The organism is Streptococcus cristatus (assembly GCF_963529205.1).
GTDB classification, from domain to species: domain Bacteria; phylum Bacillota; class Bacilli; order Lactobacillales; family Streptococcaceae; genus Streptococcus; species Streptococcus cristatus_O.
In genome coordinates this window covers 1-25,160 of record NZ_CAURYF010000023.1, presented here as the reverse complement: position 1 = coordinate 25,160, position 25,160 = coordinate 1, and the positions used below count along the sequence as shown (strand labels likewise).

Genomic DNA, 25,160 nt, shown 5'->3' with positions numbered 1-25,160 from the left:
AAGAGCGGAAATCCGCTCTCTGCTGTCTTATTTTGTCAAATCAATCCGTTTAGCAATCTGGTTAATAATGATAGCTCCAACAATCAAAGAAGCAAATTCTCCAATGGCTATTGTAAACCAAGTCAGGAAGAATGGCAAGCCCTGTAAGAAATACAACTCTGCCGCAATCGTCACCATCGAAATAGAGAAGAAAATGGCAAAATAGAAATGATCCAAACGAAGCAAATCTTTAATCAGGTATTGATCCTTATAGCGACTGAAAAGGTAGACACCTAATGATAGGAAGACTAGAGTTGACCAACCACCGACAAAGACATCAATGATTCCAAAGCTATAGAGATTGGCAATCATACAGCCAATAGTCACTCCCAGGATGTATTTACGATTGTAAAAGGCCATAAAGTTCATCATTTCAGAAATTCTGAACTGGTAAGCACCGTAACTAATCGCATTTAAGGGAGGCGTGACGGTTAGGGCTACATAAATGGCAGCAACAATGGCAATGTGTGTCAAATCACGAACTGATAAGTTTTCTTGTTTCATGTTTTCTCCTTTAGCGCATGAGCGCGTGTAATATGCTTGGCGAAAGAAGTTAAGCGCCAAGGGTTGCCTCAGACGGAAAAGCTATCTCCTTCAAATCGACAACCTCACTAGTATAGCATAAATCCTAGAAATGTGATAGACTATGCTTATGAAAACTTTGATTAAAAAATTCTTTGATAATGAAGTCCTATCCTACCTCTTCTTTGGTGTGGCAACCACTGTCGTATCCGTTGTCAGTCGGATGCTCTGCTATGAACTGACGGGAAATGAACTACTGGCTACGATAATAGGTGATATTCTGGGCATTCTCTTTGCCTTTGTGACCAACGATACTATCGTTTTCAAGCAAAAGAGACAGGGCTGGCCAGTGCGATTGGTCAAATTTTTCACAGCCCGCCTAGCTACTATGGCCTTGAATTTACTGCTAACCTTTATCTTTGTCACTAGCTTCCCACAGATTATCGGTCAATTCGTCCACAACTATATTAAGATGGTCAACACCATTGAAACTTTGATGGCTCAAGTGCTAATTATCGTCCTCAACTACGTCTTTAGTAAGATTTTTGTCTTTGAAAACAAGGCAAAATAAGATGAATCGACTTATTTCTCCTATAAAAACAAATCTGGACCAGATATTTCTGATCCAGATATTTTTATTTTTATACTTCCAAGATGGCATTGTCAGCTGTCAGGTGGGTAATATCACCCTTAACCCCAAAATAGTCCTCAATCAGAGTCTGAAGTTCTGTCATAGCTGCTTGGGCACGCGCAGCCTGCTCTCCATTGATGGCCTCGATAACCAAGATGGCGTCCTTGGTCTCTTCTGTCAGCATGGTTCGTTGTGCTTCTCGCCAGTTAAGACAACGGCAGACCGCTCCCTCTTCATCATAGTAGATGATTTCTTCTGCCAAAGCTGGTGCATCAGTCTCAGCTCCCAGTGGAAAGAATGCTTCACCACCCTTGGCTTTTCCTAGATAAAGACCACCGACAATCTTGTCCAAATCCTCACCGCCACAAGGAACAGCATAAGAAAGGGAAACACTATTATAAATATCTACCAAAGGATTGATGGGGTTGAATTCCCGTCCTTGACTGACCCGCTTGAGCAGGGCTTCGATAGAGGAACGCGCTCCTTTTTTGGTCTTAAATTGGCCGAAAGCCTGCCGCCACTCCTGAATGACATCGTTCTGAGTGAAATTCTCGTCTGGGATAAAGTCTGCTGCTCGCTTTGCTCCCTTATCCAGCAGGGATTTGAAATAAGGATCCTTACTTTCATCCACTTTATTATCCAGTCCCTTGACCACTAAAACACTAATCTGAGCTTCTGGAAACAAAGCCCAAAATTCATTTTCAACTGTAACTTTCATGTTCTACCTCAATAATTTCTTTTCTGGCCTTTTTTGACCAGCTCCCAGTCCTTGGTAATATTCTCTCGGACGCGAACCAGCAACTTCTCTAACTCTTTCCGCTCGTTTTCTGAAAAATTTTCCAACGAAACCTGCTCCGAATATTCGTTTTCCGCTATGATAAAAGGATAAAGTGTTGCCCCCTTCTCAGTGACGAACCATTCCTTGTTCTTGCGGTTATTGGCTGCTGGCCGCTGTTCCACTAAGCCTTTACTTTCTAGCTTCTTGACTGAACGAGCCACCGTTGAGCGATCCACCTTGAGCAAGTCTGACAGCTCCTCCTGAATAATCCCAGGATTCTCCGCAATCCGCACCAGATAGAGATACTGCCCCCGCGCCAAATCTATGTCACGAAACTCAATATTAGCGATGGAATTCAAAGCCCGAGCAATGATTCCAATCTCACGTAAAATTGACATACTTCCTCCTTCTGAAGATAGTATAGCAGATTTTTATTGCAAATACAATAAAAATTATTCAAAAATACTTATCTTAGAAAAATTCTATATAGAACTAAACCTCCGCACAGAACTATTTCCGCCTTTCCCTTATCTACACCATCAAAAAAGGGGCTAGGAAAAAGTCTTTGCCTCACTTTTTGTTAGAAATAGATACTAGGAAGGTTAGCTGATTGCTTGTTAAGGAACCTCTTGATATGTTTTGATAAAGGTCAGTACAATCACTAGCTAGATTCTCTCGAGTATAATCTTCACCTTTAAAATCCATTAGTGCAACCTTATTAGTCACATCATATAATACTACAATATCAAATCGGCTTGAGAAGAGCATAGAAAAACCACCTGAAGTCAAACCATGTGGAAATTTCGGATAGATATTTATTTACTAATGCCTCGTTGCTTCTTAACATATTCTTTGTACATTTTTGACTTCTTCCCATACCATTCCTCGATGGTATAACCATATTCCTCACGGTATTTCTCTTGGTTTTTATTGACTGCATTCAAGTTCTCTAGCGTTACTACATTGGATTTAAAAAATGATACTAAAAATAGTCCTAAGAGAATAGGTGCAATAGGTAATAAGGCAAGCAAGAGGTACGCTAGGAAATGATTGAGTCCGTTGGTGAAGAGATTGATTCCATACATCAACAACCATAAGAATAAAATCACATTTAAAAACTTTTTATAATATTCTGAGGAGAAATAATCCTTTCTAGCGCGTTGCTTAGTAACAAGGATATAGATAAGGTAAATCAGTGATAAGACAAAACCTATCCAGTAGACGATACGAACTGCTACTAGGGGGATTAGATACAAGGCGGCTATAAACCAACTATAATATAAAATTACGAGCAAAAATAATTGAAAAATCTGAGTCATTAAATAGGCTTTAATGCGATTTCTTTTAGAAATAATATAAAAACAAGTAAAATGACCGTAACAAAGCAAGAATAGAAAGACAAAGAAACTATCTGGGGGAATGAGCCCTTTTTCTACTGATGTCAGCTGGGTAACCATTGATGTCAATGGTATATCTGGGTCATACCCAGCTTCACTAGCCATTCGAAATAGGTTTATCGGTAAAGACGTCCCAATCATAACCATAAGAGAATATAGAGATAGTCCAAAAATCGCCTTTACTAAGTTTAATCTTCGTGCTGTTTCTAGTGCATCATTAATATCTTTTTGTATCTTATCCATTTATTTTCTCCTATTTTGTTCAGGTTACATTGTAAAAGGAGGCACCATCGCCATAAAAATCGAATGGGTAAACCAACATTGACTAAACTTCCTGATCCAGCGACTCTTTGTATCTTTTCGATTCTTTCCCATACCAGTCTTCTATGGAGTAGTCAGATAACTGGCGGTAATCTTCCAAATATTTTTTGAGATAGTAGCCTTGAAAATTGTTCACACTTAAAGCATACAGAAAGTAAAGGAAGGGGACAAATAATATTGGATTAATGGCTATAAAAATTGAACGAAGGGTACCATTTTGCTGAATAAAATCCGAGTTTGGGAAAAAGATACGGAAAATAACAATTAGGGACAGGATAATTCCTCCGTACTTTTTGGCAAACACAACAAAACGGTCGAGAAAATCCGCTCCCCTATTTGAGTAAGTAGACTCTTGATACAAAATTTCGAACGTGTTCTTCTGAAAATTTTGAAACAGTCTAACAAAGTACAAAATAAAAGCAATCGTATATAGTGCGCTAGATAAAATCGTTCCAACCATCGTTCCTGCTCCGGCTATACCTATTACTAAACACTGCAAGCAAAGAAGAAAAATCACAACTTAGACCATATATTGAAGTAATAATATGATAGTATTGACTGATTTTTATTTTGGTTAGATCAATTAAATAGCCAGCAAACCCTACAAATCCCAATCCAAATAAAGCCCCATTTATGAGGCTTACTTTCATAAATAAAAACTGCAAATTTTGAGAATCAATCCAAATACTCAAAAGAAAGATTAGAAATAGGATAGACTGCATTGTAACAAATCCTCAAATCTTTCCCTCATAACCTTTTTCCTTGAAATCCTCAAATGAAGTTTTGATATACTGATCTGTCACTAAATTCATACTTTCCTCTAACGAGGCATTAAAAATTGTTTGTTTCATATTTTACCTATTATATATCTGTATCCTTATCTGCTTGTCCTTCGTCATCAAATCTCAGAATAAGCTCACCACTACGGCTTTCAAAGTGCGATACGAAACGACTTTGGATGCTCGCATTGAGGACAGCTCCGACGATTAGCACCTTGGCAATTAGGATAAACCAAAACATGATAATCACAACCACCACTGAGCCGACAAAACGCACATCTAAAAAGCGATCTAGATAAGCTTCGATATAAACAGTAAAAAGGTTCATGAGGCTATAAATGATAGCAAGAACCAAGGTCGCACCTGGTAGCACATAGCGGATTTTAGGAATTTTCACATTGGGTAACGAAAAATAAAGCAGAATCAGCGAAAGAAAGAGCATCAGATAAATCGTAGGCTCTGTCATGGTCAGCAACTGCTGGTAGAGGCCACGGTCAAACTGCCAGAAATTATAAAGAATCCCAACCAGCATTCGACCAAATAGGGTCAAAACGAGCGACAAGCCTAGTAGGACTTGCAAGCCTAGACTCATGATAAAAGCAAAGATCCGCTCCCAGATAAGCCCCCGCCCTTGCTTCGTACCATAGCATTTATTAAAAGCCTTTTGCAAAAAAGTCATGCTCTGGGAAAAAGTCCAAAGGGCCGATAGGATAGAAATACTCAGCAAACCTGTCGAAGGCTTGGTTAGCACATCGCGGACAACCTTGGCGATCGTCAGATACAATGACTCTGGCAGTAAGTCTTTCAGTGCAACCAAGAGCTCATCTGGCCGAATTTGAAAATAGGGCAGAATATTTGCCGCAATCAATAACAAGGGGAAAATCGAAATCAGAAAATAGTAGGCCACAGCAATGCTGGTAATATCTGCCTCCGATGCCTGATAAAAATGGAAAAAAGCTCTGAGAAATTCATTTTCTCTCATCTTTTTGATGAATCCTGTCACATCTCTCTCCTATTCAAAAAGGCTGAGACAAGCCCAGCCCTCTATGCTTAATAAGTCCCTTCTTCTCCCTGGCTGGTTAGAATCACAGGACCATCTTTGGTAATGACAAATTGGTGCTCATATTGGCAAGAAAGACCGCCATCAAGCGTTTTATGCGCCCAACCTGTTTCAAAGTCCGTGTCAATTTCCCATGTACCTGTATTGATCATTGGCTCGACAGTCAGAACCATTCCCTCCCGCAGGCGCAAACCGCGTCCTGCACGGCCGTAATGCGGCACCATTGGCTCCTCATGCATGGTTGGGCCAACTCCGTGACCAACCAAATCACGCACCACTCCATAGCCATGGCTTTCAGCATATTCTTGAATGGCTGCACCAATATCTCCAATGCGATTGCCAACTTTTGCAGCTGCAATTCCTCGGTAGAGACATTCCTTGGTCACATCCATGAGCTGCTGCGCTTCTGAACTAATCTGACCAACTGCATAAGCCCAGCAAGAATCTGCAACACCACCACGGAAGTTTTCTGTGTATTGCTTCATCTGCTCAACATTGTCAAAGTCCAACTTAGAGACATCCAGCTCAGTCTTGTCGACTAAACCGACAACCATGTCCACACAGATGATATCACCCTCGACTAACTTTTGATGGCGAGGAAAAGCATGGGCCACCTCATCATTGAGAGAACAACAAGTCGCATAAGGATAATCCATGATACTGCCCTCTACGCCAATCTGAAGGGGCAAAGCATTGTCTTCTTTACAGCGCTTGCGGACATATTCTTCAATGTCCCACATGTCAATACCTGGCTTGATCAAGTCTCTCAAGCCGATATGAACAGAAGCTAAGAAATCTCCGCTCTTGTCCATTAAATCAATTTCACGTTGTGATTTTATAGTAATCATTATTAACCTCTTTACTAAGTAATTTTTACAGTAATCGTTGCTTTGGCAACGATGAGCGAATCTAAGTAGATATCATAGTCAATCACTGCTGTCCGCCGCGTCTGATGAATAATACGTGGCCGAATCTGCAGGACATCATCAATCTGAACAGCCTGAAAGAAATGAATCATCATCTGATCGACGATTAAGCTCTGACTATTCGTCGTCATCAACTGCTGCGTAATCCGAGTGATAATTTCCGTCAAGACGCCATTAGCCAAGACCCTGTTTTGCTCCAGCATGAAAGGCTCGACAGTGAAAGAAAAAATATCCTCTTGGCGATGAAGCTTCTGGCCCACCTGCTCGCTGAAAGTCGGCAAACTGGAAATCTGTGAGCGACTCATTTTCTCCATAATGTCCCGACGAGTAATCACCCCAAGGAGGGTCTGATTGCTGCGTACCACCGGAATCATTTCAAAATCCTCTGCAATCATGCGCTGACTGATATTGGCAATATTTGCTGAAAGACCAGTCATGAAGATTTTTCGGGTCATAACCTTATCCAAGGTAGTCAAAGGAGACTTATCTCCCGCATCCCGCATGGTCACGACACCAACCAGCATTTGATGCTGATTAACGACTGGAAAACGACTGGTCCGATTACGACGAACCAAGTCCAGATAGTCACGAACGGTATCTGTGTCATGTAAGAAACCATATTCGTGACTGGCTCTATAAACCTGCTCTACTGTCAAAATATCAGTTTTAATCTGGATATTGGACAGGGCGCGGTTAATCATGGTCGCCACGGTATAGGTATCGTGCTTGGTTCTTAGGACGGGAATTTCAATACGATTGGCCAGTTTTAAAACCTCTGGATCGACTTCAAAACCTCCCGTTACCAGCACGGCATTCTCATTTTCAAGAGCCAAAATCTGAATCTGCGTTCGATCCCCGACAATAAGAAGGCCGCCTTCGTTTAAGTAACGTAGGATATTTTGCTCGGTCATAGCTCCGATGGAGAACTTGTTAAATTCTTTTTCCAGTCCTTTTGCACCGGCAAGCACCTCTGATCCAGTAATATCCGCAATTTCCTTGTAAGTCAGGTGCTCTAAAACAACTTTTTTCGACTTGACTCGGATAGTCCCACTTCTGGGTCTGGTTTCGACAATTCCTCTATTTTCAGCTTCCTTGATCGCTCGGTAGGCAGTTCCGTCGCTGACCCCCAAGTAATTTGAAATACTCCGAACGCTGACCCGCTTGCCAATTGGAAGATTTTCAAGATAAGCTAAAATTTCCTGATGTTTACTCATTGAAATCTCCTTTTTCGTAGCGATATTCGGTGTAATCTCTCATCTTTCTCGTGTAGCGATCGCTCCCTTTGAACTGACGGAAGAGCTTAAAACCAGCTTTCTGTGCAACTTTCTGACTAGCTAGATTCTCTTCATGCGTGATGATTGTTAGACGCTTAAAGTCGAATGTCGTAAAGGAAAGAAAAACCAATTCACGGACAACTTCGGTCATCAAGCCCTGTCCCCAATAGTCCTTCCTCAAAAAATATCCTAGTTCAGCTTCTTTTTTTATCTCATCCATTTTCTCAAATTTAATGGAACCAATCATTTCATTCGTTTCTTTATCACAAATCGCCCAAATTCCCAAAGGATTTTTCATAAAATAATTGGCGATGACATATTCACTTTCCTGTAAGCTACTTTCAGTCGGAAAAATAAACTCGGTATTATCCGGATTGGAAGCAATTTTATAAAGGGATTTTGCATCTCCAAAAAGAATCGGGCGTAAAAACGAATGCTCCGTTTCAATAAAAGAAAAAGCTGCTAACTGTGTCCACAAATTCATATGCTTCCTCTATAAAAAATAAGCGATGAACGCTTATTCTTCGATGAGCTGGATATCAGCACCCAGACTTCTTAATTTTTCAATAATATTGGAATAACCGCGTAAAATAAATTCAATATTGGTAATCTCTGTTCGGCCTTGTGCCATCAAACCAGCAATCACCAAGGCTGCACCTGCACGCAAATCCGTTGCCTTCACAGAAGCACCTTGCAGTTGATTTGGTCCTTCATAGACGATTTGATTGCTAGCGGTTGAGATTTTACCAGCCATTTTTGCCAATTCAGCGACATGGTTGACCCGTTTCTCATAGATAGTATCAACGATCTTTCCGTGACCATGAGCTGTCAGCAAGAGCGGAGTGATCGGTTGCTGCAAATCAGTGGCAAAACCAGGATAAGGCGAAGTCTTGATGTTAATAGCCTTTAAATCCTTCTGTCCTTCTACAAAGATGCTGTCTTCTGAAATGGTCATGCGCACACCCATTTCCTCTAGCTTAGCAATGAAACTTTCCAAATGTTCATAAAGAACATTATTGATCTGGACACCTTGTCCAATTGCTGCCGCCAAAGAAATATAGGTTCCAGCTTCAATCCGATCTGGAATAACTTGATGGCGCGTTCCATGAAGGCTATCTACACCTTCAATCGTGATAATGTCAGTCCCAGCCCCACGAATATGAGCTCCCATATTATTAAGCAGGGTAGCTACATCGATGATTTCCGGCTCACGTGCCGCATTTTCAATCACCGTACGCCCCTCAGCCTTGACTGCTGCCAACATCGTATTAATTGTGGCACCGACACTAACGGTATCCATGTAGATACTAGCTCCAGCCAAGCGCTTACCACCCGTTGACAATTTCATATAATTGCCTTCCATGGTCATATGAGCGCCCATCGCTTCAAAAGCTTTGAGATGGAGATCAATCGGACGAGGACCAAGGTCACAGCCCCCAGGAAGGCCAACTGTCGCTTCTCCAAAACGGCCTAATAAACTTCCATAGAAATAGTAAGACGCTCGTAAACTATTGATTTTACCAGATGGCATCGGCATATTCTTGATGTTTCTAGGATCAACTTCTAAGCAATCGCCAGACCGCTTGACAGTCGCTCCCATGATTTCCATGATTTCGATGAGGCTATCAACATCCGAAATCGCCGGTACACCATCTAAAGTAACAATATTATCAGCTAAAATAATAGCTGGGATAAGGGCCACAACACTATTTTTAGCACCATTAATAGTCACCTCTCCTTTTAAGGGGCGACCACCATTAATTACAATTTTTTTCATGTTTTAAAATTTAGCTCTTTCACGGTATTACTCTTTATTATATCATAGTTTTATCCATTTTCCTAGACAAAAAAGCCCTCAGTTTAAACCGAGAGCTACTATTTTATTGCAAAGCCGCTTGGAGCGCAGCTACCTTATCTGTGCGTTCCCAAGGAAGATCAATGTCTGTTCGACCCATATGACCGTAAGCAGCTGTTTGGCGATAGATTGGGCGTTTCAAATCCAACATTTGGATAATACCTGCTGGACGCAAATCAAAGATTTGGCGGATAGCATTCTGAAGTCTGCTTTCAGAAACTACTCCTGTTCCAAAAGTATCAATGCGGACTGAAACGGGCTGAGCTACGCCAATAGCATAGGCCAACTGCACTTCTACTTTCTTAGCCAAACCAGCAGCTACGATATTTTTAGCGATATAACGAGCCGCATAAGATGCAGAGCGATCGACCTTGGTTGCATCCTTACCAGAGAAGGCACCACCGCCATGGCGAGAATAGCCACCATAGGTATCCACAATAATCTTACGCCCTGTCAAGCCAGAGTCTCCTTGCGGACCACCAATAACAAAGCGACCAGTAGGATTGATAAAGACCTTGGTCTGACCATCCAAGTATTCACTTGGAATCACCTGAGCAATGACCTTTTGGATAACATCCTGATGAATCTGTTCATTGCTGACTTCAGGATCATGTTGGGTAGAAATAACTACTGTATCCACACGCAATGGACGGTCATTTTCATCATATTCGACCGTAACCTGAGATTTGGCATCTGGTCGCAGATAAGACAATTCACCTGATTTGCGCAATTCTGCCAAACGACGCACCAGTTTGTGACTGAGAGAAATAGGCAATGGCATGAGCTCTGGCGTTTCATCCACCGCAAAGCCAAACATAAGGCCTTGGTCACCCGCCCCAATCAAATCCAGCGGATCTTTTTGAGCATTTCCTCGAACCTCAAATGCTTCATTGACCCCTTGAGCAATATCTGGTGACTGTTCCACCAAAGATGGATGGACGCCAACTGTCTCTGCAGAAAAGCCATACTCTGTATTGGTGTAGCCAATCTCTGCAATGGTATCACGAACCACCCGATTGATATCTACATAGGCTGTAGTCGAAATTTCACCAAAAACATGAACCGATCCTGTATAAACGGCTGTTTCAGCAGCCACATGGGCATCTGGATCCTGACTCAAGACAGCATCCAAAATAGCATCGGAAATTTGGTCTGCAATCTTATCAGGATGCCCCTCCGATACAGACTCAGACGTGAAAAGTTTACGTTCTGACATAAAAATGTCCCCCCTAATAAAATATTAAACAAATAAACAAACTCCAAAATGATTGCAAATCATCTCGCCCACGAGTTACGACGCGAAAGGAATAAAAACGATACCTTTTTATTTCTGAAGCTAGTAAGGCACATAGGGTGACCGTAATATAGCGGCAACCTTAGAATGACGAGTGACTTTGGAGCCGTCATTGTTTGCGAGTTACAAAGTACTGATAGAAGTTTCCTACCATCTTATCGGGACTATATAACCTCTCCATTATATCATGATTTTTAGAATTATGCTGAATCATTTTCAAAAGAAAAGCTATAGTTCAAAACTATAACTTTATCATTTAGATTTATTCGATCTAAGCGGATTATTAGTGCTAAATATTTCAAGCAAACTATACCAACTCCGTCTGAGCAATGGCCTCTTTCACATCTTCTATCGGCAAATGTACCAGTTCCACTTCTTTTTCCTTGTAAAGGTACTGAGCATAATCATCTATCCGATATTGGTTGATGTAGACCACGCGCTTGCAGCCGACCTGAAGCAGTTGCTTGGTACAGTTTAAACAAGGAAAATGAGTCACATAAGCCGTAAATCCCTTAGGAACGCCCCTCTCAGCTCCCTGCAAAATAGCATTGACCTCTGCATGCAAGGTTCGCACGCAATGACCATCGATGACCAAACACTCATGATCAATACAGTGCTCCGTTCCTGAAACAGAGCCATTGTAGCCAGTCGATATGACCTTATTATCTTTGACTAAGACCGCTCCAACCTTGGCGCGTTTGCAGGTCGAACGATTGGCAATCAAAAGAGCTTGTGCCGCAAAATATTCATCCCAAGCTAACCGATTTGACATTATCATTCAGTCCTCCATCCATTCTCACTATATTATACTAAAACACTTAGCGATTGTCATCCTGACAAGAAAAAAGTTGAAACGATGTTTCAACTTTTTGTATTCTTATTTAGCAAGTTTAGCCTTAGCTGCATCTGCAAGAGCTGTGAAAGCTGCTACATCGTTCACAGCCAAGTCAGCAAGCATTTTACGGTTTACTTCGATCTCAGCCAATTTCAAACCATGCATCAATTGTGAGTATGAAAGTCCGTTCATACGAGCTGCCGCATTGATACGAGTGATCCACAATTTACGGAAGTCACGTTTTTTCTGACGACGGTCACGGTATGCATAGTAGTAAGAGTTCATTACTTGCTCTTTTGCAGTACGGAACAAGATGTGCTTTGCTCCATAGTAACCTTTAGCTAATTTTAAAATACGTTTACGACGTTTGCGTGATACAACGCCACCTTTAACACGTGCCATGTTTTATTTCCTCCAATATTTCCTAGAATTGTTCAGTGATTAACTCGCTCTTATTTCAAGCGAGTAAGCATTGCTTTGATACGTTTGAAATCTCCTGAATGCACCATAGATGCTTTACGAAGATGACGACGTTGTTTCTTAGTTTTTCCGTGGAAACGGTGTGAAGTGTAAGCACGGAAACGTTTCAAGCCACCAGAACCTGTACGTTTGAAACGTTTAGCTGATGCGCGGTGTGTTTTTTGTTTTGGCATGATAAAATCTCCTTTTTCTAACTTTTTGACAGTTTATTTTTTGTCACTAATCGGTGCTATTTGCATGAACATTTGACGTCCATCCATCTTAGGCTTTTGCTCAATGATTGCAACATCTTGAGTCGCTTCAGCAAAGTCTGCCAAGACCTTAGCTCCAATTTCTTTATGGGTAATCATCCGGCCTTTAAAGCGAATGGATACCTTAACTTTATTTCCTTTTTCAAGGAACTTGCGTGCGTTACGAAGTTTTGTATCAAAGTCCCCTTTATCAATGGTAGGACTGAGACGTACTTCTTTCACAGTGACAACGCTTTGTTTTTTACGTTGTTCTTTCTGCTTTTTCTGATACTCAAACTTGAACTTGCCATAGTCCATAATTTTCGCAACAGGTGGTTTAGCTTGTGGCTGAATCAGGACCAAATCGACATTCGCTTCATCCGCAAGAGATTGCGCTTCACTAAGCGGTTTAATACCTAATTGTTCGCCGTCAAGACCGATCAACCGAACTTCACGCACACGAATTTCATCATTGATGAATAAGTCTTGTTTTGCTATGGTTTTCACCTCTTTTTTTATTTTTCGAGAAAAACAAGTGCGGACCTGCTAACGCAAACCCGCACTACATGATAGTATTTCATTACTGAAACTGAATCCTGTAGAGCCAGACAACGTTAGTCGCAAGGCGAGAAGTTCTCACTTCTGCTTTTCTCAACTCTACCATCATACCAAGTTTCTTTTTATTTGTCAATGATTTTTTTCGCTTTTTCTTCAATAAATTTGACAACTTCTGCAATTCCAATACCTGTCGTATCAAAATGGATGGAGTCAGCCGCTGGTTTCAAGGGTGATACTTCGCGATGACTATCCTTGTAGTCCCGCTCCGCTATTTCTTTTTTTAGAGTTTCCAAATCAGCTGGAATCCCCTTTTCGAGATTCTCTTTGTAGCGGCGCTCTGCTCTTTCCTCAACCGAAGCCACTAGAAAAATTTTCAGTTCCGCATTTGGTAAGACGACTGTTCCAATATCTCGTCCATCCATAACGATACCGCCTTGTGCGGCAATCAACTGCTGGAGGGCCACTAATTTTTCCCGAACCTGCGGAATAGCAGCAACCCAAGAAACATTGTTGGTCACTTCATTTTCTCGAATCGGATGAGTAACATCAACATCTCCTACAAACACTAGCTGCTCACCATTTTCAGAACGACCAAAACTAATCGAATAAGTCTCGAGCAAGGCTACGATCTCATCTACATCATTTTCAGTCAAATGATTTTGTAAAGCTAGGTAAGTGGCTGCACGGTACATGGCACCCGTATCCAAATAGGTATAATTAAAATCTTTGGCAATAATCTTTGCAACAGTGGATTTTCCACTTGAAGCAGGTCCATCAATCGCAATCTGAATCTGTTTCATAACCCGCTCCTACTGAATCTTAACAATATCACCTGGGTTGGCATACCAAGAACCAGTAGACATGTGCGACGGATTTAATTGCTCCAATTTTGCAATAGAGATACCTGCACGCGCTGCAATCGCAGCTTCTCCTTCACCGGGCTGAACAGTCAAGGTACCTTCCGAAGACTGAGTTGGCTTTTCTTCTGATTCACTTGGTTGCTCTGATGGAGCTGGTTGTTCCGCACTACTACTTGAAGATGCAGCTGCATTAGAAGTACCATAAAATCCATCCATAACGGTCTTTTTATTACTTCCGCCAGTAGAGAGGTAGGCGAAAAATAGTGCCATAGCAATGACCATCACTAGAAAAATAGCTGCTAATATGGTCAGCCAGCGATCAACTTTACTCGCCTGACTTTTCTTTCTGCGATTCAATTTCTCTGCTCCATTATCATATACATCTGCTTCCCATGGTTCTTTTTCCATGACTTCCTCCTTGAGTTTTTCTAAAAATCTTATTACAATATGAGTATGAAAGTTACACTCATTCCCGAACGTTGCATTGCTTGCGGACTCTGCCAGACCTACTCAGATCTTTTTGATTATCACGATAATGGCATTGTCAAATTTTATCAAGATGACCAGCTCTTAGAAAAAGAGGTTGCTAGTCAGCCTGAGATCCTCGAAGCTATTAAAAACTGTCCAACCCGAGCCCTACTAAAAGATTAATGTTTCTTGGCTTGGTCACCATAGTAGACTTCAAAATAATCTAGAAGGGTCAGATTATCCACTAGTTCAACCTCGCCCTTAAAATGCTCATTTAAAGCTAGGGCATTAACAAAATATTTTTTTGGCCACTTCCGCATACAGAAAGTTCTGCTGCGACTCTTCCCCGTAAAATGCAGGGTGATAGACGTCTTCGTCACTTCTAGCTTCTCAATCGTTGAAATGTCAATCTTGATTGGCGTGAAAGGATTTGCCGTAATAATGCGCAAAATACCGTCATCATAAATCGTGAAATATCTATGCACACCGATAGCCAGTAAGACCATAAACAAAAAGAATGAAAAGAGGACAAGAGTCGGAACACTGGAGCTTTCGTACATCAAGGCCAGTCCTATAAAAATTGGAATGACTGACAAAGACCAATAAATCACCAACACCGACATTTCTGGTTGCCAATGATAGCGTACTTTCCCAAAAATCTTTATCATATCTTCACCCCCTTACTACTAGTTTAGCATAAAATAATAAAAAATAGAATCGGTAAACCTATTCTATTTTTTATTTTGCTGGTATAGCAAAGAAATCCTTCGAAAGATATCCTTTGCCACCAACCATATCATATTCGATCAATTTCAAATCATCTGCAATTTCCTGAGCTGATGAATCCAGTGCCTTCTTGTCCACACTAGCTTTATGGAGAACCTCTGTCAATAAAGCGTAGTAAGGAGATACTTTCGAATTGGTCTGCTCAAGTAGCAAGGCTGAAAAATCACTAGAATTGACCAAAGGATAGTTCAACTTAGGTGTCTCGTAATTACTCCAGATAAAGTAATCCGTCAAATATTGATTTTCGGGATGATCCTTAAAAGCTGACTGAGGGTACAGACCTGGCAAATGATCACCATAAAAGACTACTGTTATTTTTTTATCAATTTTAGAAAGCTTATCTAGAAACTCCTTGGTCGCATTGTCTGTGTGGTAGAGCATCCTTACATAGCTGGATAAGGACTTGTTTCCTGCCTCCGTGAAACCTGGATAACTAGCAGACATGTAAATCGGATTAACTTCCGTCCAAGGCATGTGATTTTGCATCGTCATAACTGAGAAAAATTGACTTTGGTCTGTTTTTAGACGATCTAAGACTTGAGTATAGGTTGTTTTATCACTATAGTTTCCACCAATATGATCTCCCTGTAACCCTTGAGTTCCGTAATGAATAAAGGTATCGTATCCCAGATCTTTGTAAATGATATTTCTGGAATAATTACTTGGTGAAGCTAAATGGATCACTGTACGATTTTGAGAAGAATAGGAATCACTGATTGCCGGAAGCTTATTCATCTTCGGTACAACTTCCGTATAAATGACTGAGACAGAAGGCGATAGGTTATAAAACGGTAAACCAGTCAGCGTTTGGAACTCCATATTCGCAGTTCCACCACCATAGCCATCTGATTGCATCAACCCACTGGTAGTCTTAGACATGATTTCCTGAATATTTGGAATCGGATTCTGTGACATAGATACACCAGAAATCCGTGCTGGATCAGAAAAGCTCTCACTAAGAACATAAATGACTGTCTGTTCTTCTATTTTCTGCTTACGTTCCTGATTGATAGAATCAGCTAGTGTTCCATATTTCTTTTCTAATTCTTGAATTTTTTCTTTAGAATATCCCGTTGGCTGAATCATAGGCTTATCAGATAATTGAGTAAACCAAACAAAAGAGACCGACCGCATTTGCGAATTAACTGTATTTCCAAACCAAGTCAAATCATGATAATTATTCAAGATGGACACAACTAGAATATTGTCGGCAACTTTACCATTCTCTTTCGAAGAGAATATCTGTAAAACACCTAAGAAAAAAACAATAGGAATAACCAGTGAAATAAGTTGAATTTTTACCATGGCGATTATTTTTCCAGGTAAAATTTTCCTACGGAAAAACCAATAGAAAAGACCAATAGCTACCACACTAGCAATTGCATAGATTCCATAATTACCGCCAAGAAAATCAAATAAGAGCTTCGGATCTTTTAACCAAGTAATATCACTTGGTAGAATTGGTTCTTGTCGATATTGAAATTTCAAGCTGCTGGCAATTGTTGAACTAACACCTATCGCTAATATGATAATTGTGGGTAGAAAAATTTGATTAAAAGCAAGATAGATAAAAATAAATAGTGCAAAAAAGACTGCTATCTGAAAGAGACTTGCCCCAGTAAATAAATGAAGTTCTAAAACAGAAACATCCGCTCGAATACTATTTTGGATAGTATAGTTGAAGATGGCAGAAAAAGCTGCACTGCATAAGACTGCAACTGAAAGGCTTCCTTTATTTCTCGAAATATCTATCAACCCCTTTACCGCTAAAAAACTAGGAATTGAAAATAAGAAAAAGAGTAAAATAATAAAACCAATTAACTTAAAAATAGAATCTTGAGAAATTTCAAAGCCGCTATCTGAAAGATAATCCATTAACAAACTCTGTTGCTGAAAAATAGCGGTCATCTTACTATCTGTTAGCGATAAGATAAGAAAAGATTGGGACAAGAACAGTGTCTCTAGAAAACTGCTATTGAATTCATCAACAGTCAAAAAGCTTCGGGAATGATATTTTTGTAGAGAAGAAAAGCGGTTAATGAGATAAGCAAATAAAAATATTAGCAGCAAGTAAGGTAAACCGTTAACTTCTACAAAGTGATTACTGAAAATATTCTCTGCTTTAAAATCAAAATCATTCACATGCCGCGTCACAGTTAGCAAATAAGAAAACAAGGCGTAGATTCCATAAACGAGAAGAGACCAGACCAATAATTTTCGATTTAGCAGTTGGGCAACAATCTGACCTACACCAAATAAAACCGCTATTAAAACGAGAAAAACCAAACCGAGGCTGGCATAATTATCTAAACCCTTATTTACTTGAAATAAGAATAAAGTCGCAACAGATATGGTATCCAAAATTAAAAAACTGATAAGCAAATAGGAAATCTGCTTATAATAATTGACTAAAAATTTCATTATTCTTTCTACAGAAACTATTATCTAACTTTTTAAAAGGTTCGATAAATACTTTCTAACTTTTTTTGCTAGGCTCTTATGAGCCAGTTTTCCTTTCTGCTGGTTTAATCGCTCTGTTTCTCTTTGTAAATCTAATACAGAAGGCAATGGGGTTCCAGACATGATTTTAAAATCATAGTCCTGTTCCCAAGCCAAATAAACTAACAAATTTTCTAAAACTTGAGGTTCAGTTTGAGCTAATAACTGGTAGTCGTTTTGAAAAAGTCTAATCAGAGCAGAAGACTTAAACCAAAGAAAGCCTCCATACCCCCTAGTAAAAACAGGATATTGTTCAAAATCAAAAGTTTTCTGGCAATGGAGCTCCTGCCAAATTGCAGCCATTTCTTTCCGATATGTTTTTTGCTCAAACAAGCCATATCTGACTAAACTTGGAAGATCTGGGATAACGAGACCAAGCTTAGCATCTTGTTCCAATGCTTTAATACTAGCATTGGCATTTTCAAACATCATCTCCATCAGTTCTCTACGCATCGCACTATTAAGTTGAGGTATTCTATCTACTAAATTTACAGTAGAAATATGCCCAACGAAAGCAAATTGCTGCAACAATTCACTATGTTCAAGCATCGTCTGTATAGAATTTTCTTCTTTGCCTAGAAGAACTTGATAACGGTCTGATATAGTTTCTAGGAGCTGAACAAAGATTTCTTCGTCAGCTGTCGTCACCACAAATTGGTATTGTAGAGGAAGAACTTCCCATTTTTCTTTAAATTGCTCGAAGACTTGAAGGTCTGTCACATGAATATGAAGCGCTACTGGCTTTTCTGGCGAGTCATTCTTATCGTCTTTCGAAAGCTGCTTATCCTGCAACAGGCAGGGTACATCTGGACCAATATATTCAAATATATGCTCAGAAATTAAAGAAACCGGATAAGAAGTTATCTCTTTGATTTCTTCCAGCAGATAGCTCGCAGAAAAAGGATTGCCACTGATAGCTTTCACTTTCAAAAAGGGAACCTTTTTCTCAAGAATAGTAAAAGGCTTATAATAAGTAAAATCTGGATGGATTAAATCTGTTGCCTCTTCTATACGAGTATCAAATAAAGCTTGATAGCTAAAGCCTGCCTCTGTAAAATATTGGGTGAATTTCGTCTCGTAGTGGTCAATCACATCTTGAACATCAGTAAAATCTTTTACCTGTTCCCAAAATTCTTGAAAAGAAATTGCCCTCAATATCTGCTGCTTAAAGGTAACAAAGTAACTCTGAAGATGTTCTTCAAAATACTTTGTTTTTCGAAAGTTGGTCATACCCCAAAAATCAACCTGGGTATCGTCCTCAAACCTCTTATAAATAGGCTCCAAATCCCAGAGTGGACCAAAACAAGTATCATTCATCAAAGTCAGAGAGTCGTAGGTTTTGAGCTCCTCAAAACCTATGGCGCTCATTCCATCCCGCCAAGCTGCAAAATCATAACCTTGATTATCCCGCTCCAACACATTGCTTATCCCAAATTCGTCGTGCAACTTTTTCTTAATTGCTTCTTCGATATAACTATTTGAAATAAAAAGGATTTTGGAAAACAGGGGTTTGAGCTGTTCTAATTGGTAGAAGACATGATTACTCACGCGCTTATATTTATTAAAATGAACATAGAGTAATATTCGTTCCATGAAAACACCTTATCATTTTATTGAGAGATTTCCCAGACCCCATTACGCTGAATCAATCCCGTTGCTGAGTCTTTTGCAGAGGTATCGTCATCTTCAATATCCCGTCGGCTGATAATAAGGACAGGGGTATTCTTAGAATCTGCAAAGGCTAAAATCTGATTCTCTTCATCACGCACAGAAACCTGCAATTTCAATTTTGCATGATTGATTTGAGAAAGATGGCATTTGTATTTAAGTGTCTTCTTTCCTGTTCCTTCTGTCAAATTATCCATTGAATTATCATTATACAACCAAATGGTTCGGTCGATATCAGTCAGTGAAAAGGCTATGTAGGTTGGCATATCCTGATTGACTTGATAGCTAATTTCAAATTCAATTTCTTGATTTGGTGCTGTCTGAGGAGAGCTTAGTAGACGAACCTCTAAATCAGAAACTGCCTCAGATTCCTTTTCAGCGACATAATCTTCGTTCATGGCTTTTGTATCAGTTGCATTGTCTAAACTGTATTGGTTAGCTACATCATCTGGATTTCCGACAACTTTGACTAAACCATTTTCAATCAAAACAGCTTTATTACAATACTTTTTAACAGCATTCATGTCGTGAGTTACTAAAATAGTTGTCTTTCCCGAATGCTTCCGTTCCATGAAATAATCATTACACTTGCGCTGAAAAGCTTCATCCCCAACAGCCAGAACCTCATCCAAAATTAGAATGTCTCCCTGTGCCTTGATCGCAACTGAAAAGGCCAAGCGGACCTGCATCCCGCTAGAATAATTTTTGAGTTTTTGATTCATAAACTCACCCAGCTCAGCAAATTCAACGATATCGTCATACATGGCATCTACTTCTTCAGTTGAGAAGCCCAGCATGGCACCATTCATATAGACATTTTCGCGGCCGGTCAGCTCTGGATTGAATCCAACACCTAGCTCGATAAAGGAAACTAGCTTGCCATCAATGGTCACTGTTCCCTTTTCGGGAATATAAATCTCTGAAATAATTTTCAGAAGAGTGGACTTGCCAGAACCGTTTCGCCCAACAATTCCATAAAAATCTCCCTTTTCCACTTCAAAGGAAATATCCTTAAGAACGTTCTGCTCTTTGTAACCCTTGATACCTCGAAAGCGGTTAACCAGGCTTGTTCTTAAACTTTGTGTTGACTCTGTTGGCAGTTTAAAAAACTTACTGACATGGTCAACTTTTACTGCAATATTATTCGACATTATAGAATCTCCGCAAATCTCTTAGCATTTTTATTAAAGATATAATATCCAAGCCCAAATATCACTACTGGCAATAAATAAGGAATCAGAGCAATCCAGTAATGGTCCATCAAATCCCAGCCCCGAGTACTGCCTGAGAAAACGATAAAATGACGAAGATCTTGAATAATCTGAGCCATTGGATTAAGCATCATCAGTTTAGCGACCAAAACATGCCCACCCTTCAGAATAAAAGTCAGTGAATAAATAATCGGTGTCGCATACAAGCCTGCCTGCAAAACCACTTCCCAAATGGGGCCAATATCACGATATTTGACAAAAAGTGTTGCCAACATAAAGGCAAAGCCAGCCGAAATCAAAACTAATTCTAGAAAAAGCGGGATAATAACCAGCCATCCTAGGGTGATTGATACGCCATTAATCAGAGCAAAAACAAAAACAACCAACAAATTGATCGCATAGTTAATCGCTGCACCAGTAATAGCTGAAAAAACGATAATTGATTTGGAAAAATTCAGTTTTCGCAGTAAGTCCCCTCGCGCAACAATGGACATCATGCCCATATTGGTCGCTTCTGAGAAAAAATTCCACGTCACCATCCCTAAGAGAAGCGATACTGCATAATGAGGCGTCCCATCATCAAAACGCAGGAAACGAACGAAAACAAGATACATAATGGTAAAAAGCATTAAGGGTTTTAAAATCGACCACAAATGCCCAATAAAACTGCCTTGATAACGCAATTTGAAATCTGTTTTAACCAATTCTCTCAAGAGAATCCAGTTTTTTTGGCTAAAATAATCTAGCATGCATATTACTCCTTATAAGCAAATTTTGTGAGAATGAGCGTCGTGAAAACCAAAGTATGAAAGGCACGATTTTTTCTGTAACCATACTTTCGAATCCGTCGCAGTCGCTCTGCAAAAGGGGCTTCCATGATTGTCACAAAATTTTCAATAATTTCTCTATTTTCAGTTGTCAGAGGCTGGCTGAGAAGATTGCGAGCCTGAGTCTGACTGTCTTTTATCAATTTCCAATATTTAGCAAATAGACGGCTAGGATGAATCCAGTTCTTCATTCGCTTGCGTAAAGTCCGGGCTCCTAACACATTATTGGAATGTTGGCGGTAGAGTTCCCCTGGCTGATCTAGATAAACGAGTTGCCCAAAAGCCGAAGCCAACAAGCCCAGATACCAATCGTGCATAAGCAATTCATGCTCCTCCTGCCCTGTCCACAAATCAGCCAGAGCGCGGTTGATCATCGAAACGCCACCTGTCACCGTATTTTCCGTCAGTTCCTGAATCAATTTTGTATTAGCATGATCAGACTGCGTTCGAATCATACTTTCGTGAACAACATTTAGCTCCTGATCCACCACTTTTAAATCCATATAAACCAACAAAGGTACGGAAGCATCATAGTTTTCTGCTGCCGCCAACTGAATCGCCAACTTATCCGGCAACCAGACATCATCCTGATCGCTAAAAAAGTAAACATCCGAATCCTGATACTTAAGCAAGCTATGAAAACTCTTAATGACACCCAAATTTTGAACTTCTTCCGGATTGATAAAGAAAATTCGGTCATCCTGACGGCAAAAATCCTCAATAATCGCTCGCGTTCCATCACTAGAGCCATCATCTCGAATCAAGAGCTGCCAGTCCTTATAAGTTTGGGCTTGAATACTTTCAATCTGCTCTGCCAGAAACTGCTCACCATTATAGGTAGACAGAAGAATAATCACTTTCATGATAAAAATAGCTCCTCGTATTCACCTACAATTTTTTCCCAGGTGTAGTTTTCTTTCATATTTTCTTTGGCTGCCTGACCTAGCTCAGAAAAATCAAGCTGACCATCCACTTTGTCAATCAGCTGGGCCAACTGCCCCTCTTCTTTTTGCCAATACAAAGCTGTTTCTTGGGCTACTTGATGGTTGAAGTCCACATCCAAAACTAAATTGGCATCAGTCTGAGCCAGAGCTTCCAGAAGCCCGGGATTAGTTCCACCGACTTCGTGTCCATGCAAGTAGGCAAAAGCTTTATTGCGGATATATTTGAGCAGTTCCTGATCATAAACAGTCCCGACAAACTTAATCCGAGAATCCTTATCAAAACCCGTTTTTTGCTTAAGCTCTTCATAATAAGGATTTCCCTCATGATTGCAAATAATTAGCAAGTCACGTTGGGTCTTGGATTTCATAAATTCCCGAATGATGGTCTCGTAGTTGTTTTCTGGCACAAAACGTCCAACAATCAAATAATATTCCTTTTCTCTGCTCTGCCATTTCTCAAAAAAATCACGCACGCGAGCATCCTGAGAGTCAAGAGACGATAGCTGGAGATCTGTCCCATAAGCAATGAAAGCTGTCTTAGACCAAGGATAGGATTGTTTTATATAGCTCTCAATGCCTTGGTTGTCCGCAATGACCAGATCAGCATGCTTGGTCATCACCTTCTCAGAATATTTAAGATAAGCTTGAACCGGCTTAGGCCACTTGGCCCGCTTCCATTCAAGACCATCTGGATTAATAAAGAAAGTCCCGCCTGCTTTATGAATTTTATGTGCAAAAGGCGCTACAAAGGCTCCGATCGTATTGCCCAAAATATAAAAAATTGGACGCTCAATCTGCTGTTCTTGCACTAGCTTTAAAGAATAATTGATGGCCATCATATCATAGGCGATCACCCGAGCCGGCCCCAACTGAGGAGCCTTAACTGTGAAGCAATCCACTCCCTTATAATCAAAATGATGAAAAGCTTCATCATTCGACAAACAAGCTACATGATACTGGATTTGGGAAGAAACCTTATTTTCTACTAATTTTTCAACAAAAGTTTCAAAGCCGCCATATTTAGCAGGAAGTCCGCGACTCCCGATGATGAAGATATGTCTCATGCTTTTCCTCAATTCAAAGATTTACAATCTAGTCTATTATATCATTTTCTTGGTGATTTGTGTTGCAAAGAAAGAAACAGTAAATGCCATTTCTTTTTACCATTTACTGTTTCTTAATAATATTCACTATTTTATAATTCTTCTTATAATTTTTTTAAATAGATGGGTAATTTTTCTTTCAGATACTTTTTTGAATTCAAATAAACTATTAAAATAATACAATATTTTCTTATTTCTCACATTATCCTCTGTTATTGCACTTAGCAACTCAGCATAGTTGTTTTCTATTCGATAAACATTTTGAATCCTCTCTCTTTGTTTTACAACAAAGTCTTTTTGCTGTGAGAAGTTTTTTATAGAATCTTGCAAAATACCCGTCAACTGTTCAATATTTCCTAATTGGTAAATAGTACCGACTTCAAATAAATTGTAGGCTGTCATATATCCTTGATTATCTGATATAATTGTTGGAATCCCATTTAAAATAGCCTCTATGTATACTAAACCAAAAGTTTCAATTTTGGAAGTAAAAACACAGATATCTTCTGATGTTAACTCTTCCCAAGGATTATCTTTGTGCCCCAAAAAGAAAATATTGGTTAATCGGTTCTCTTGGATGTAATCATCACATTTCTTTTTATAAGTTTCATCCCAACCACCAATAAATACAAGCTCATAATCCGAAGCATTTTCTAAATTTTGATAAGCTTGAATCAGTTCAATCTGATTCTTATTATCATTTACTCGACCAACAGAAACAAATCTTTTCTTGCTTCCTTGTTTTAGTTTTATTGATACGACTTCATTATGCGAAATAAACGATTTAATTTCACGCTGAGGCAAGAGAAAAGATAGCGATTTTTGAAGGTTTCCTGTAACAGTGAATATCTCATCTGCTAAAGAGTCTATAACACCAATTTTCTCTTTATAATAACTAAATTCTCCCTCAGGAAATTCATGAATCAGCCAGAAATGCGGAATATCCTCACAAGCTGCTGCTACTGCTCCTTGAAACATATTAACTGTATTTGTAATAACCAAGTCAATATGGCTATCTACCATTAACTTTCTCAGCGCAGCAATATTTTCTTGGTAAGAATTCACCCTCTCTTCATGAGTTCCAGGAAGACCACCTGGTGCATCCTCCCACCACCATTTAACCGATGGCAGAGCAATGGTTCTAATTCCTTCTTTTGCAAGAGTAGAAATATAGTCTTGCTGGACTTGGACATGATAATCTGGTATCGCATTGATAACGTCGTAGCCATCTTGAACCAAATACTTCATCAGATGGAAAATAGAAATCTCTGCCCCATTATCCAAGGTTCCAGTCGGCGAAATGAATAAAATATTTTTCTTCATAGCTTATCCTTACCAATTCCAATAGAATGGAATCATTAAATAGATTGAAATTAAAAAGTTAGCTGACAAAGTGCCTATAAGCAAGTTTTTAACTGTCCGCTCCTGAATCTCCAGCTTGCCCATATTCGCAAGTACGGGTAAGAAGAGAATTAGGAAAGGCGTGAAATAGCGGCCCTGAGTTCCAACGGATATCTGAGCACCTTTTCCTAAAACAATCGGAGTCCACTCTAGATACATGATGGTGACAACAGCAATGACCTGCAAAAGGAAAAGATAAGCGGAGACAGTTGCATAGGACTTCGTCATAAAATCTTTCTTGGACTGCAAGAAAATGATAGTCAGTACCGCTACATCAAGAAAGATTAGCCACAGGGGCAACTGAAGGGTGAAATTACCCAAAAATCCAAAGAGACCAATGGTCAATATGGTATTGAGGTCACCGTTCATGCTCTGTTTAAACAAGGTGTTAAGCAGAACCCTACTGTAGTGGAA

27 protein-coding genes, 1 pseudogene, 1 riboswitch and 1 other annotated feature are annotated in these 25,160 nt (G+C 39.8%); of the genes and pseudogenes, 2 read left to right on the top strand and 26 right to left on the bottom strand.

Annotated elements, in window-relative coordinates; translation table 11 throughout:
• Window positions 1-27: 27 nt before the first annotated feature.
• Window positions 28-543 (bottom strand): QueT transporter family protein, encoded by a 516-nt coding sequence (locus tag RWS39_RS06390; protein ID WP_314481564.1) that lies wholly within the window; start codon window positions 541-543, stop codon window positions 28-30.
• Window positions 541-663: riboswitch (PreQ1 riboswitch) on the bottom strand. (Overlaps the previous gene by 3 nt.)
• 28 nt (window positions 664-691) lie before the next feature.
• Here RWS39_RS06390 and RWS39_RS06385 point away from each other — a divergent pair.
• Entirely contained in the window at window positions 692-1,132 is a 441-nt protein-coding gene (locus RWS39_RS06385; RefSeq protein WP_314481561.1) for a GtrA family protein, read from the top strand.
• 70 nt (window positions 1,133-1,202) lie between these two features.
• Here RWS39_RS06385 and RWS39_RS06380 read toward each other — a convergent pair whose 3' ends face one another.
• The 16 genes and pseudogenes from RWS39_RS06380 to RWS39_RS06305 form a co-directional block, all read right to left on the bottom strand.
• The gene (locus RWS39_RS06380; protein WP_314481558.1) at window positions 1,203-1,910 is read right to left on the bottom strand and encodes a B3/B4 domain-containing protein; all 708 of its coding nucleotides are present in this window, start codon (window positions 1,908-1,910) and stop codon (window positions 1,203-1,205) included.
• Window positions 1,911-1,918: 8 nt separating this feature from the next.
• Complete coding sequence (locus RWS39_RS06375; RefSeq protein WP_314481555.1) at window positions 1,919-2,368, bottom strand: MarR family winged helix-turn-helix transcriptional regulator; 450 nt, start codon at window positions 2,366-2,368, stop codon at window positions 1,919-1,921.
• Between the two features lie 417 nt (window positions 2,369-2,785).
• A complete protein-coding gene (locus RWS39_RS06370) occupies window positions 2,786-3,610 on the bottom strand; it encodes a hypothetical protein (RefSeq protein WP_314481552.1) in 825 nt (274 codons plus the stop codon).
• Window positions 3,611-3,692: 82 nt separating this feature from the next.
• Window positions 3,693-4,539 (bottom strand): annotated as a pseudogene (locus tag RWS39_RS09575) (hypothetical protein).
• 10 nt (window positions 4,540-4,549) lie between these two features.
• Window positions 4,550-5,470, bottom strand: a complete 921-nt coding sequence (locus tag RWS39_RS06360) for a YihY/virulence factor BrkB family protein (RefSeq protein ID WP_314481546.1) — start codon at window positions 5,468-5,470, stop codon at window positions 4,550-4,552.
• 47 nt (window positions 5,471-5,517) lie between these two features.
• The gene (locus tag RWS39_RS06355; protein ID WP_314481543.1) at window positions 5,518-6,375 is read right to left on the bottom strand and encodes a methionyl aminopeptidase; all 858 of its coding nucleotides are present in this window, start codon (window positions 6,373-6,375) and stop codon (window positions 5,518-5,520) included.
• 14 nt (window positions 6,376-6,389) lie between these two features.
• Window positions 6,390-7,667 carry a CBS-HotDog domain-containing transcription factor SpxR gene (gene spxR / locus RWS39_RS06350; protein WP_314481541.1) on the bottom strand — a complete coding sequence of 426 codons (1,278 nt, stop codon included), beginning with the start codon at window positions 7,665-7,667 and terminating at the stop codon, window positions 6,390-6,392.
• The gene (locus RWS39_RS06345; RefSeq protein ID WP_314481538.1) at window positions 7,660-8,211 is read right to left on the bottom strand and encodes a GNAT family N-acetyltransferase; all 552 of its coding nucleotides are present in this window, start codon (window positions 8,209-8,211) and stop codon (window positions 7,660-7,662) included. Before RWS39_RS06345 ends, spxR begins: the two co-directional genes overlap by 8 nt.
• Window positions 8,212-8,244: 33 nt before the next feature.
• Window positions 8,245-9,504 (bottom strand): UDP-N-acetylglucosamine 1-carboxyvinyltransferase, encoded by a 1,260-nt coding sequence (locus tag RWS39_RS06340; protein ID WP_314481535.1) that lies wholly within the window; start codon window positions 9,502-9,504, stop codon window positions 8,245-8,247.
• Between the two features lie 103 nt (window positions 9,505-9,607).
• Window positions 9,608-10,798, bottom strand: coding sequence for a methionine adenosyltransferase (gene metK, locus RWS39_RS06335; protein WP_314481532.1), 1,191 nt, complete (start codon window positions 10,796-10,798; stop codon window positions 9,608-9,610).
• Between the two features lie 385 nt (window positions 10,799-11,183).
• Window positions 11,184-11,651, bottom strand: coding sequence for a deoxycytidylate deaminase (locus tag RWS39_RS06330; protein ID WP_149518183.1), 468 nt, complete (start codon window positions 11,649-11,651; stop codon window positions 11,184-11,186).
• 102 nt (window positions 11,652-11,753) lie between these two features.
• Window positions 11,754-12,113, bottom strand: a complete 360-nt coding sequence (gene rplT, locus RWS39_RS06325; RefSeq protein ID WP_314481529.1) for a 50S ribosomal protein L20 — start codon at window positions 12,111-12,113, stop codon at window positions 11,754-11,756.
• Window positions 12,114-12,163: 50 nt separating this feature from the next.
• On the bottom strand, window positions 12,164-12,364 hold the full coding sequence (gene rpmI, locus RWS39_RS06320) for a 50S ribosomal protein L35 (RefSeq protein ID WP_001125942.1): 201 nt from the start codon (window positions 12,362-12,364) through the stop codon (window positions 12,164-12,166).
• 33 nt (window positions 12,365-12,397) lie between these two features.
• Entirely contained in the window at window positions 12,398-12,928 is a 531-nt protein-coding gene (infC, locus tag RWS39_RS06315) for a translation initiation factor IF-3 (protein WP_061422673.1), read from the bottom strand.
• Between the two features lie 16 nt (window positions 12,929-12,944).
• Window positions 12,945-13,075 (bottom strand) — a sequence feature (ribosomal protein L20 leader region).
• 26 nt (window positions 13,076-13,101) lie between these two features.
• A complete protein-coding gene (cmk, locus tag RWS39_RS06310; RefSeq protein WP_314481519.1) occupies window positions 13,102-13,779 on the bottom strand; it encodes a (d)CMP kinase in 678 nt (225 codons plus the stop codon).
• Between the two features lie 9 nt (window positions 13,780-13,788).
• A complete protein-coding gene (locus tag RWS39_RS06305) occupies window positions 13,789-14,247 on the bottom strand; it encodes an SAG1386/EF1546 family surface-associated protein (protein WP_048765175.1) in 459 nt (152 codons plus the stop codon).
• Between the two features lie 45 nt (window positions 14,248-14,292).
• On the opposite strand from RWS39_RS06305, the gene RWS39_RS06300 reads away from it, so the two are divergent.
• Window positions 14,293-14,490: a ferredoxin gene (locus tag RWS39_RS06300; protein WP_015604484.1), complete on the top strand. Its 198-nt coding sequence runs from the start codon at window positions 14,293-14,295 to the stop codon at window positions 14,488-14,490.
• On the opposite strand, the gene RWS39_RS06295 is transcribed toward RWS39_RS06300, so the two are convergent.
• The 9 genes from RWS39_RS06295 to RWS39_RS06255 all read right to left on the bottom strand — a co-directional run.
• Window positions 14,487-14,975, bottom strand: coding sequence for an EbsA family protein (locus tag RWS39_RS06295; protein ID WP_149518174.1), 489 nt, complete (start codon window positions 14,973-14,975; stop codon window positions 14,487-14,489). The genes RWS39_RS06300 and RWS39_RS06295 overlap by 4 nt on opposite strands.
• Before the next feature lie 70 nt (window positions 14,976-15,045).
• Window positions 15,046-17,514: an LTA synthase family protein gene (locus RWS39_RS06290; protein WP_314481513.1), complete on the bottom strand. Its 2,469-nt coding sequence runs from the start codon at window positions 17,512-17,514 to the stop codon at window positions 15,046-15,048.
• Window positions 17,515-17,538: 24 nt separating this feature from the next.
• Entirely contained in the window at window positions 17,539-19,185 is a 1,647-nt protein-coding gene (locus RWS39_RS06285; protein WP_314481510.1) for a rhamnan synthesis F family protein, read from the bottom strand.
• Between the two features lie 17 nt (window positions 19,186-19,202).
• Window positions 19,203-20,411 carry an ABC transporter ATP-binding protein gene (locus RWS39_RS06280; protein WP_062199638.1) on the bottom strand — a complete coding sequence of 403 codons (1,209 nt, stop codon included), beginning with the start codon at window positions 20,409-20,411 and terminating at the stop codon, window positions 19,203-19,205.
• Complete coding sequence (locus RWS39_RS06275) at window positions 20,411-21,220, bottom strand: ABC transporter permease (RefSeq protein WP_048765188.1); 810 nt, start codon at window positions 21,218-21,220, stop codon at window positions 20,411-20,413. The genes RWS39_RS06280 and RWS39_RS06275 overlap by 1 nt, the downstream gene beginning before the upstream one ends.
• 5 nt (window positions 21,221-21,225) lie before the next feature.
• Window positions 21,226-22,161 (bottom strand): glycosyltransferase family 2 protein, encoded by a 936-nt coding sequence (locus tag RWS39_RS06270; RefSeq protein ID WP_314481503.1) that lies wholly within the window; start codon window positions 22,159-22,161, stop codon window positions 21,226-21,228.
• Window positions 22,158-23,306: a beta 1-4 rhamnosyltransferase Cps2T gene (gene cps2T, locus RWS39_RS06265; protein ID WP_314481500.1), complete on the bottom strand. Its 1,149-nt coding sequence runs from the start codon at window positions 23,304-23,306 to the stop codon at window positions 22,158-22,160. Before cps2T ends, RWS39_RS06270 begins: the two co-directional genes overlap by 4 nt.
• A gap of 126 nt (window positions 23,307-23,432) precedes the next feature.
• Window positions 23,433-24,668: a glycosyltransferase family 4 protein gene (locus tag RWS39_RS06260; protein WP_314481497.1), complete on the bottom strand. Its 1,236-nt coding sequence runs from the start codon at window positions 24,666-24,668 to the stop codon at window positions 23,433-23,435.
• Window positions 24,669-24,677: 9 nt separating this feature from the next.
• Window positions 24,678-25,160, bottom strand: a 483-nt coding sequence (locus tag RWS39_RS06255) for a DUF2142 domain-containing protein (RefSeq protein ID WP_314481494.1), incomplete at its 5' end; no start/stop codon positions are given.

What these genes read in the sequence shown, in the direction of transcription:
- metK (WP_314481532.1), bottom strand. Translation starts at nt 10,798, where the DNA reads ATGTCAGAACGTAAACTTTTCACGTCTGAGTCTGTATCGGAGGGGCAT.
- RWS39_RS06385 (WP_314481561.1), top strand. Translation starts at nt 692, where the DNA reads ATGAAAACTTTGATTAAAAAATTCTTTGATAATGAAGTCCTATCCTAC.
- RWS39_RS06300 (WP_015604484.1), top strand. Translation starts at nt 14,293, where the DNA reads ATGAAAGTTACACTCATTCCCGAACGTTGCATTGCTTGCGGACTCTGC.
- RWS39_RS06305 (WP_048765175.1), bottom strand. Translation starts at nt 14,247, where the DNA reads ATGGAAAAAGAACCATGGGAAGCAGATGTATATGATAATGGAGCAGAG.
- RWS39_RS06270 (WP_314481503.1), bottom strand. Translation starts at nt 22,161, where the DNA reads ATGAAAGTGATTATTCTTCTGTCTACCTATAATGGTGAGCAGTTTCTG.
- RWS39_RS06390 (WP_314481564.1), bottom strand. Translation starts at nt 543, where the DNA reads ATGAAACAAGAAAACTTATCAGTTCGTGATTTGACACACATTGCCATT.
- RWS39_RS06340 (WP_314481535.1), bottom strand. Translation starts at nt 9,504, where the DNA reads ATGAAAAAAATTGTAATTAATGGTGGTCGCCCCTTAAAAGGAGAGGTG.
- RWS39_RS06260 (WP_314481497.1), bottom strand. Translation starts at nt 24,668, where the DNA reads ATGAAGAAAAATATTTTATTCATTTCGCCGACTGGAACCTTGGATAAT.
- RWS39_RS06380 (WP_314481558.1), bottom strand. Translation starts at nt 1,910, where the DNA reads ATGAAAGTTACAGTTGAAAATGAATTTTGGGCTTTGTTTCCAGAAGCT.
- RWS39_RS06355 (WP_314481543.1), bottom strand. Translation starts at nt 6,375, where the DNA reads ATGATTACTATAAAATCACAACGTGAAATTGATTTAATGGACAAGAGC.
- spxR (WP_314481541.1), bottom strand. Translation starts at nt 7,667, where the DNA reads ATGAGTAAACATCAGGAAATTTTAGCTTATCTTGAAAATCTTCCAATT.
- cps2T (WP_314481500.1), bottom strand. Translation starts at nt 23,306, where the DNA reads ATGAGACATATCTTCATCATCGGGAGTCGCGGACTTCCTGCTAAATAT.
- RWS39_RS06295 (WP_149518174.1), bottom strand. Translation starts at nt 14,975, where the DNA reads ATGATAAAGATTTTTGGGAAAGTACGCTATCATTGGCAACCAGAAATG.
- rplT (WP_314481529.1), bottom strand. Translation starts at nt 12,113, where the DNA reads ATGGCACGTGTTAAAGGTGGCGTTGTATCACGCAAACGTCGTAAACGT.
- RWS39_RS06375 (WP_314481555.1), bottom strand. Translation starts at nt 2,368, where the DNA reads ATGTCAATTTTACGTGAGATTGGAATCATTGCTCGGGCTTTGAATTCC.
- RWS39_RS06370 (WP_314481552.1), bottom strand. Translation starts at nt 3,610, where the DNA reads ATGGATAAGATACAAAAAGATATTAATGATGCACTAGAAACAGCACGA.
- cmk (WP_314481519.1), bottom strand. Translation starts at nt 13,779, where the DNA reads ATGAAACAGATTCAGATTGCGATTGATGGACCTGCTTCAAGTGGAAAA.
- RWS39_RS06285 (WP_314481510.1), bottom strand. Translation starts at nt 19,185, where the DNA reads ATGGAACGAATATTACTCTATGTTCATTTTAATAAATATAAGCGCGTG.
- RWS39_RS06290 (WP_314481513.1), bottom strand. Translation starts at nt 17,514, where the DNA reads ATGAAATTTTTAGTCAATTATTATAAGCAGATTTCCTATTTGCTTATC.
- RWS39_RS06345 (WP_314481538.1), bottom strand. Translation starts at nt 8,211, where the DNA reads ATGAATTTGTGGACACAGTTAGCAGCTTTTTCTTTTATTGAAACGGAG.
- RWS39_RS06280 (WP_062199638.1), bottom strand. Translation starts at nt 20,411, where the DNA reads ATGTCGAATAATATTGCAGTAAAAGTTGACCATGTCAGTAAGTTTTTT.
- rpmI (WP_001125942.1), bottom strand. Translation starts at nt 12,364, where the DNA reads ATGCCAAAACAAAAAACACACCGCGCATCAGCTAAACGTTTCAAACGT.
- RWS39_RS06275 (WP_048765188.1), bottom strand. Translation starts at nt 21,220, where the DNA reads ATGCTAGATTATTTTAGCCAAAAAAACTGGATTCTCTTGAGAGAATTG.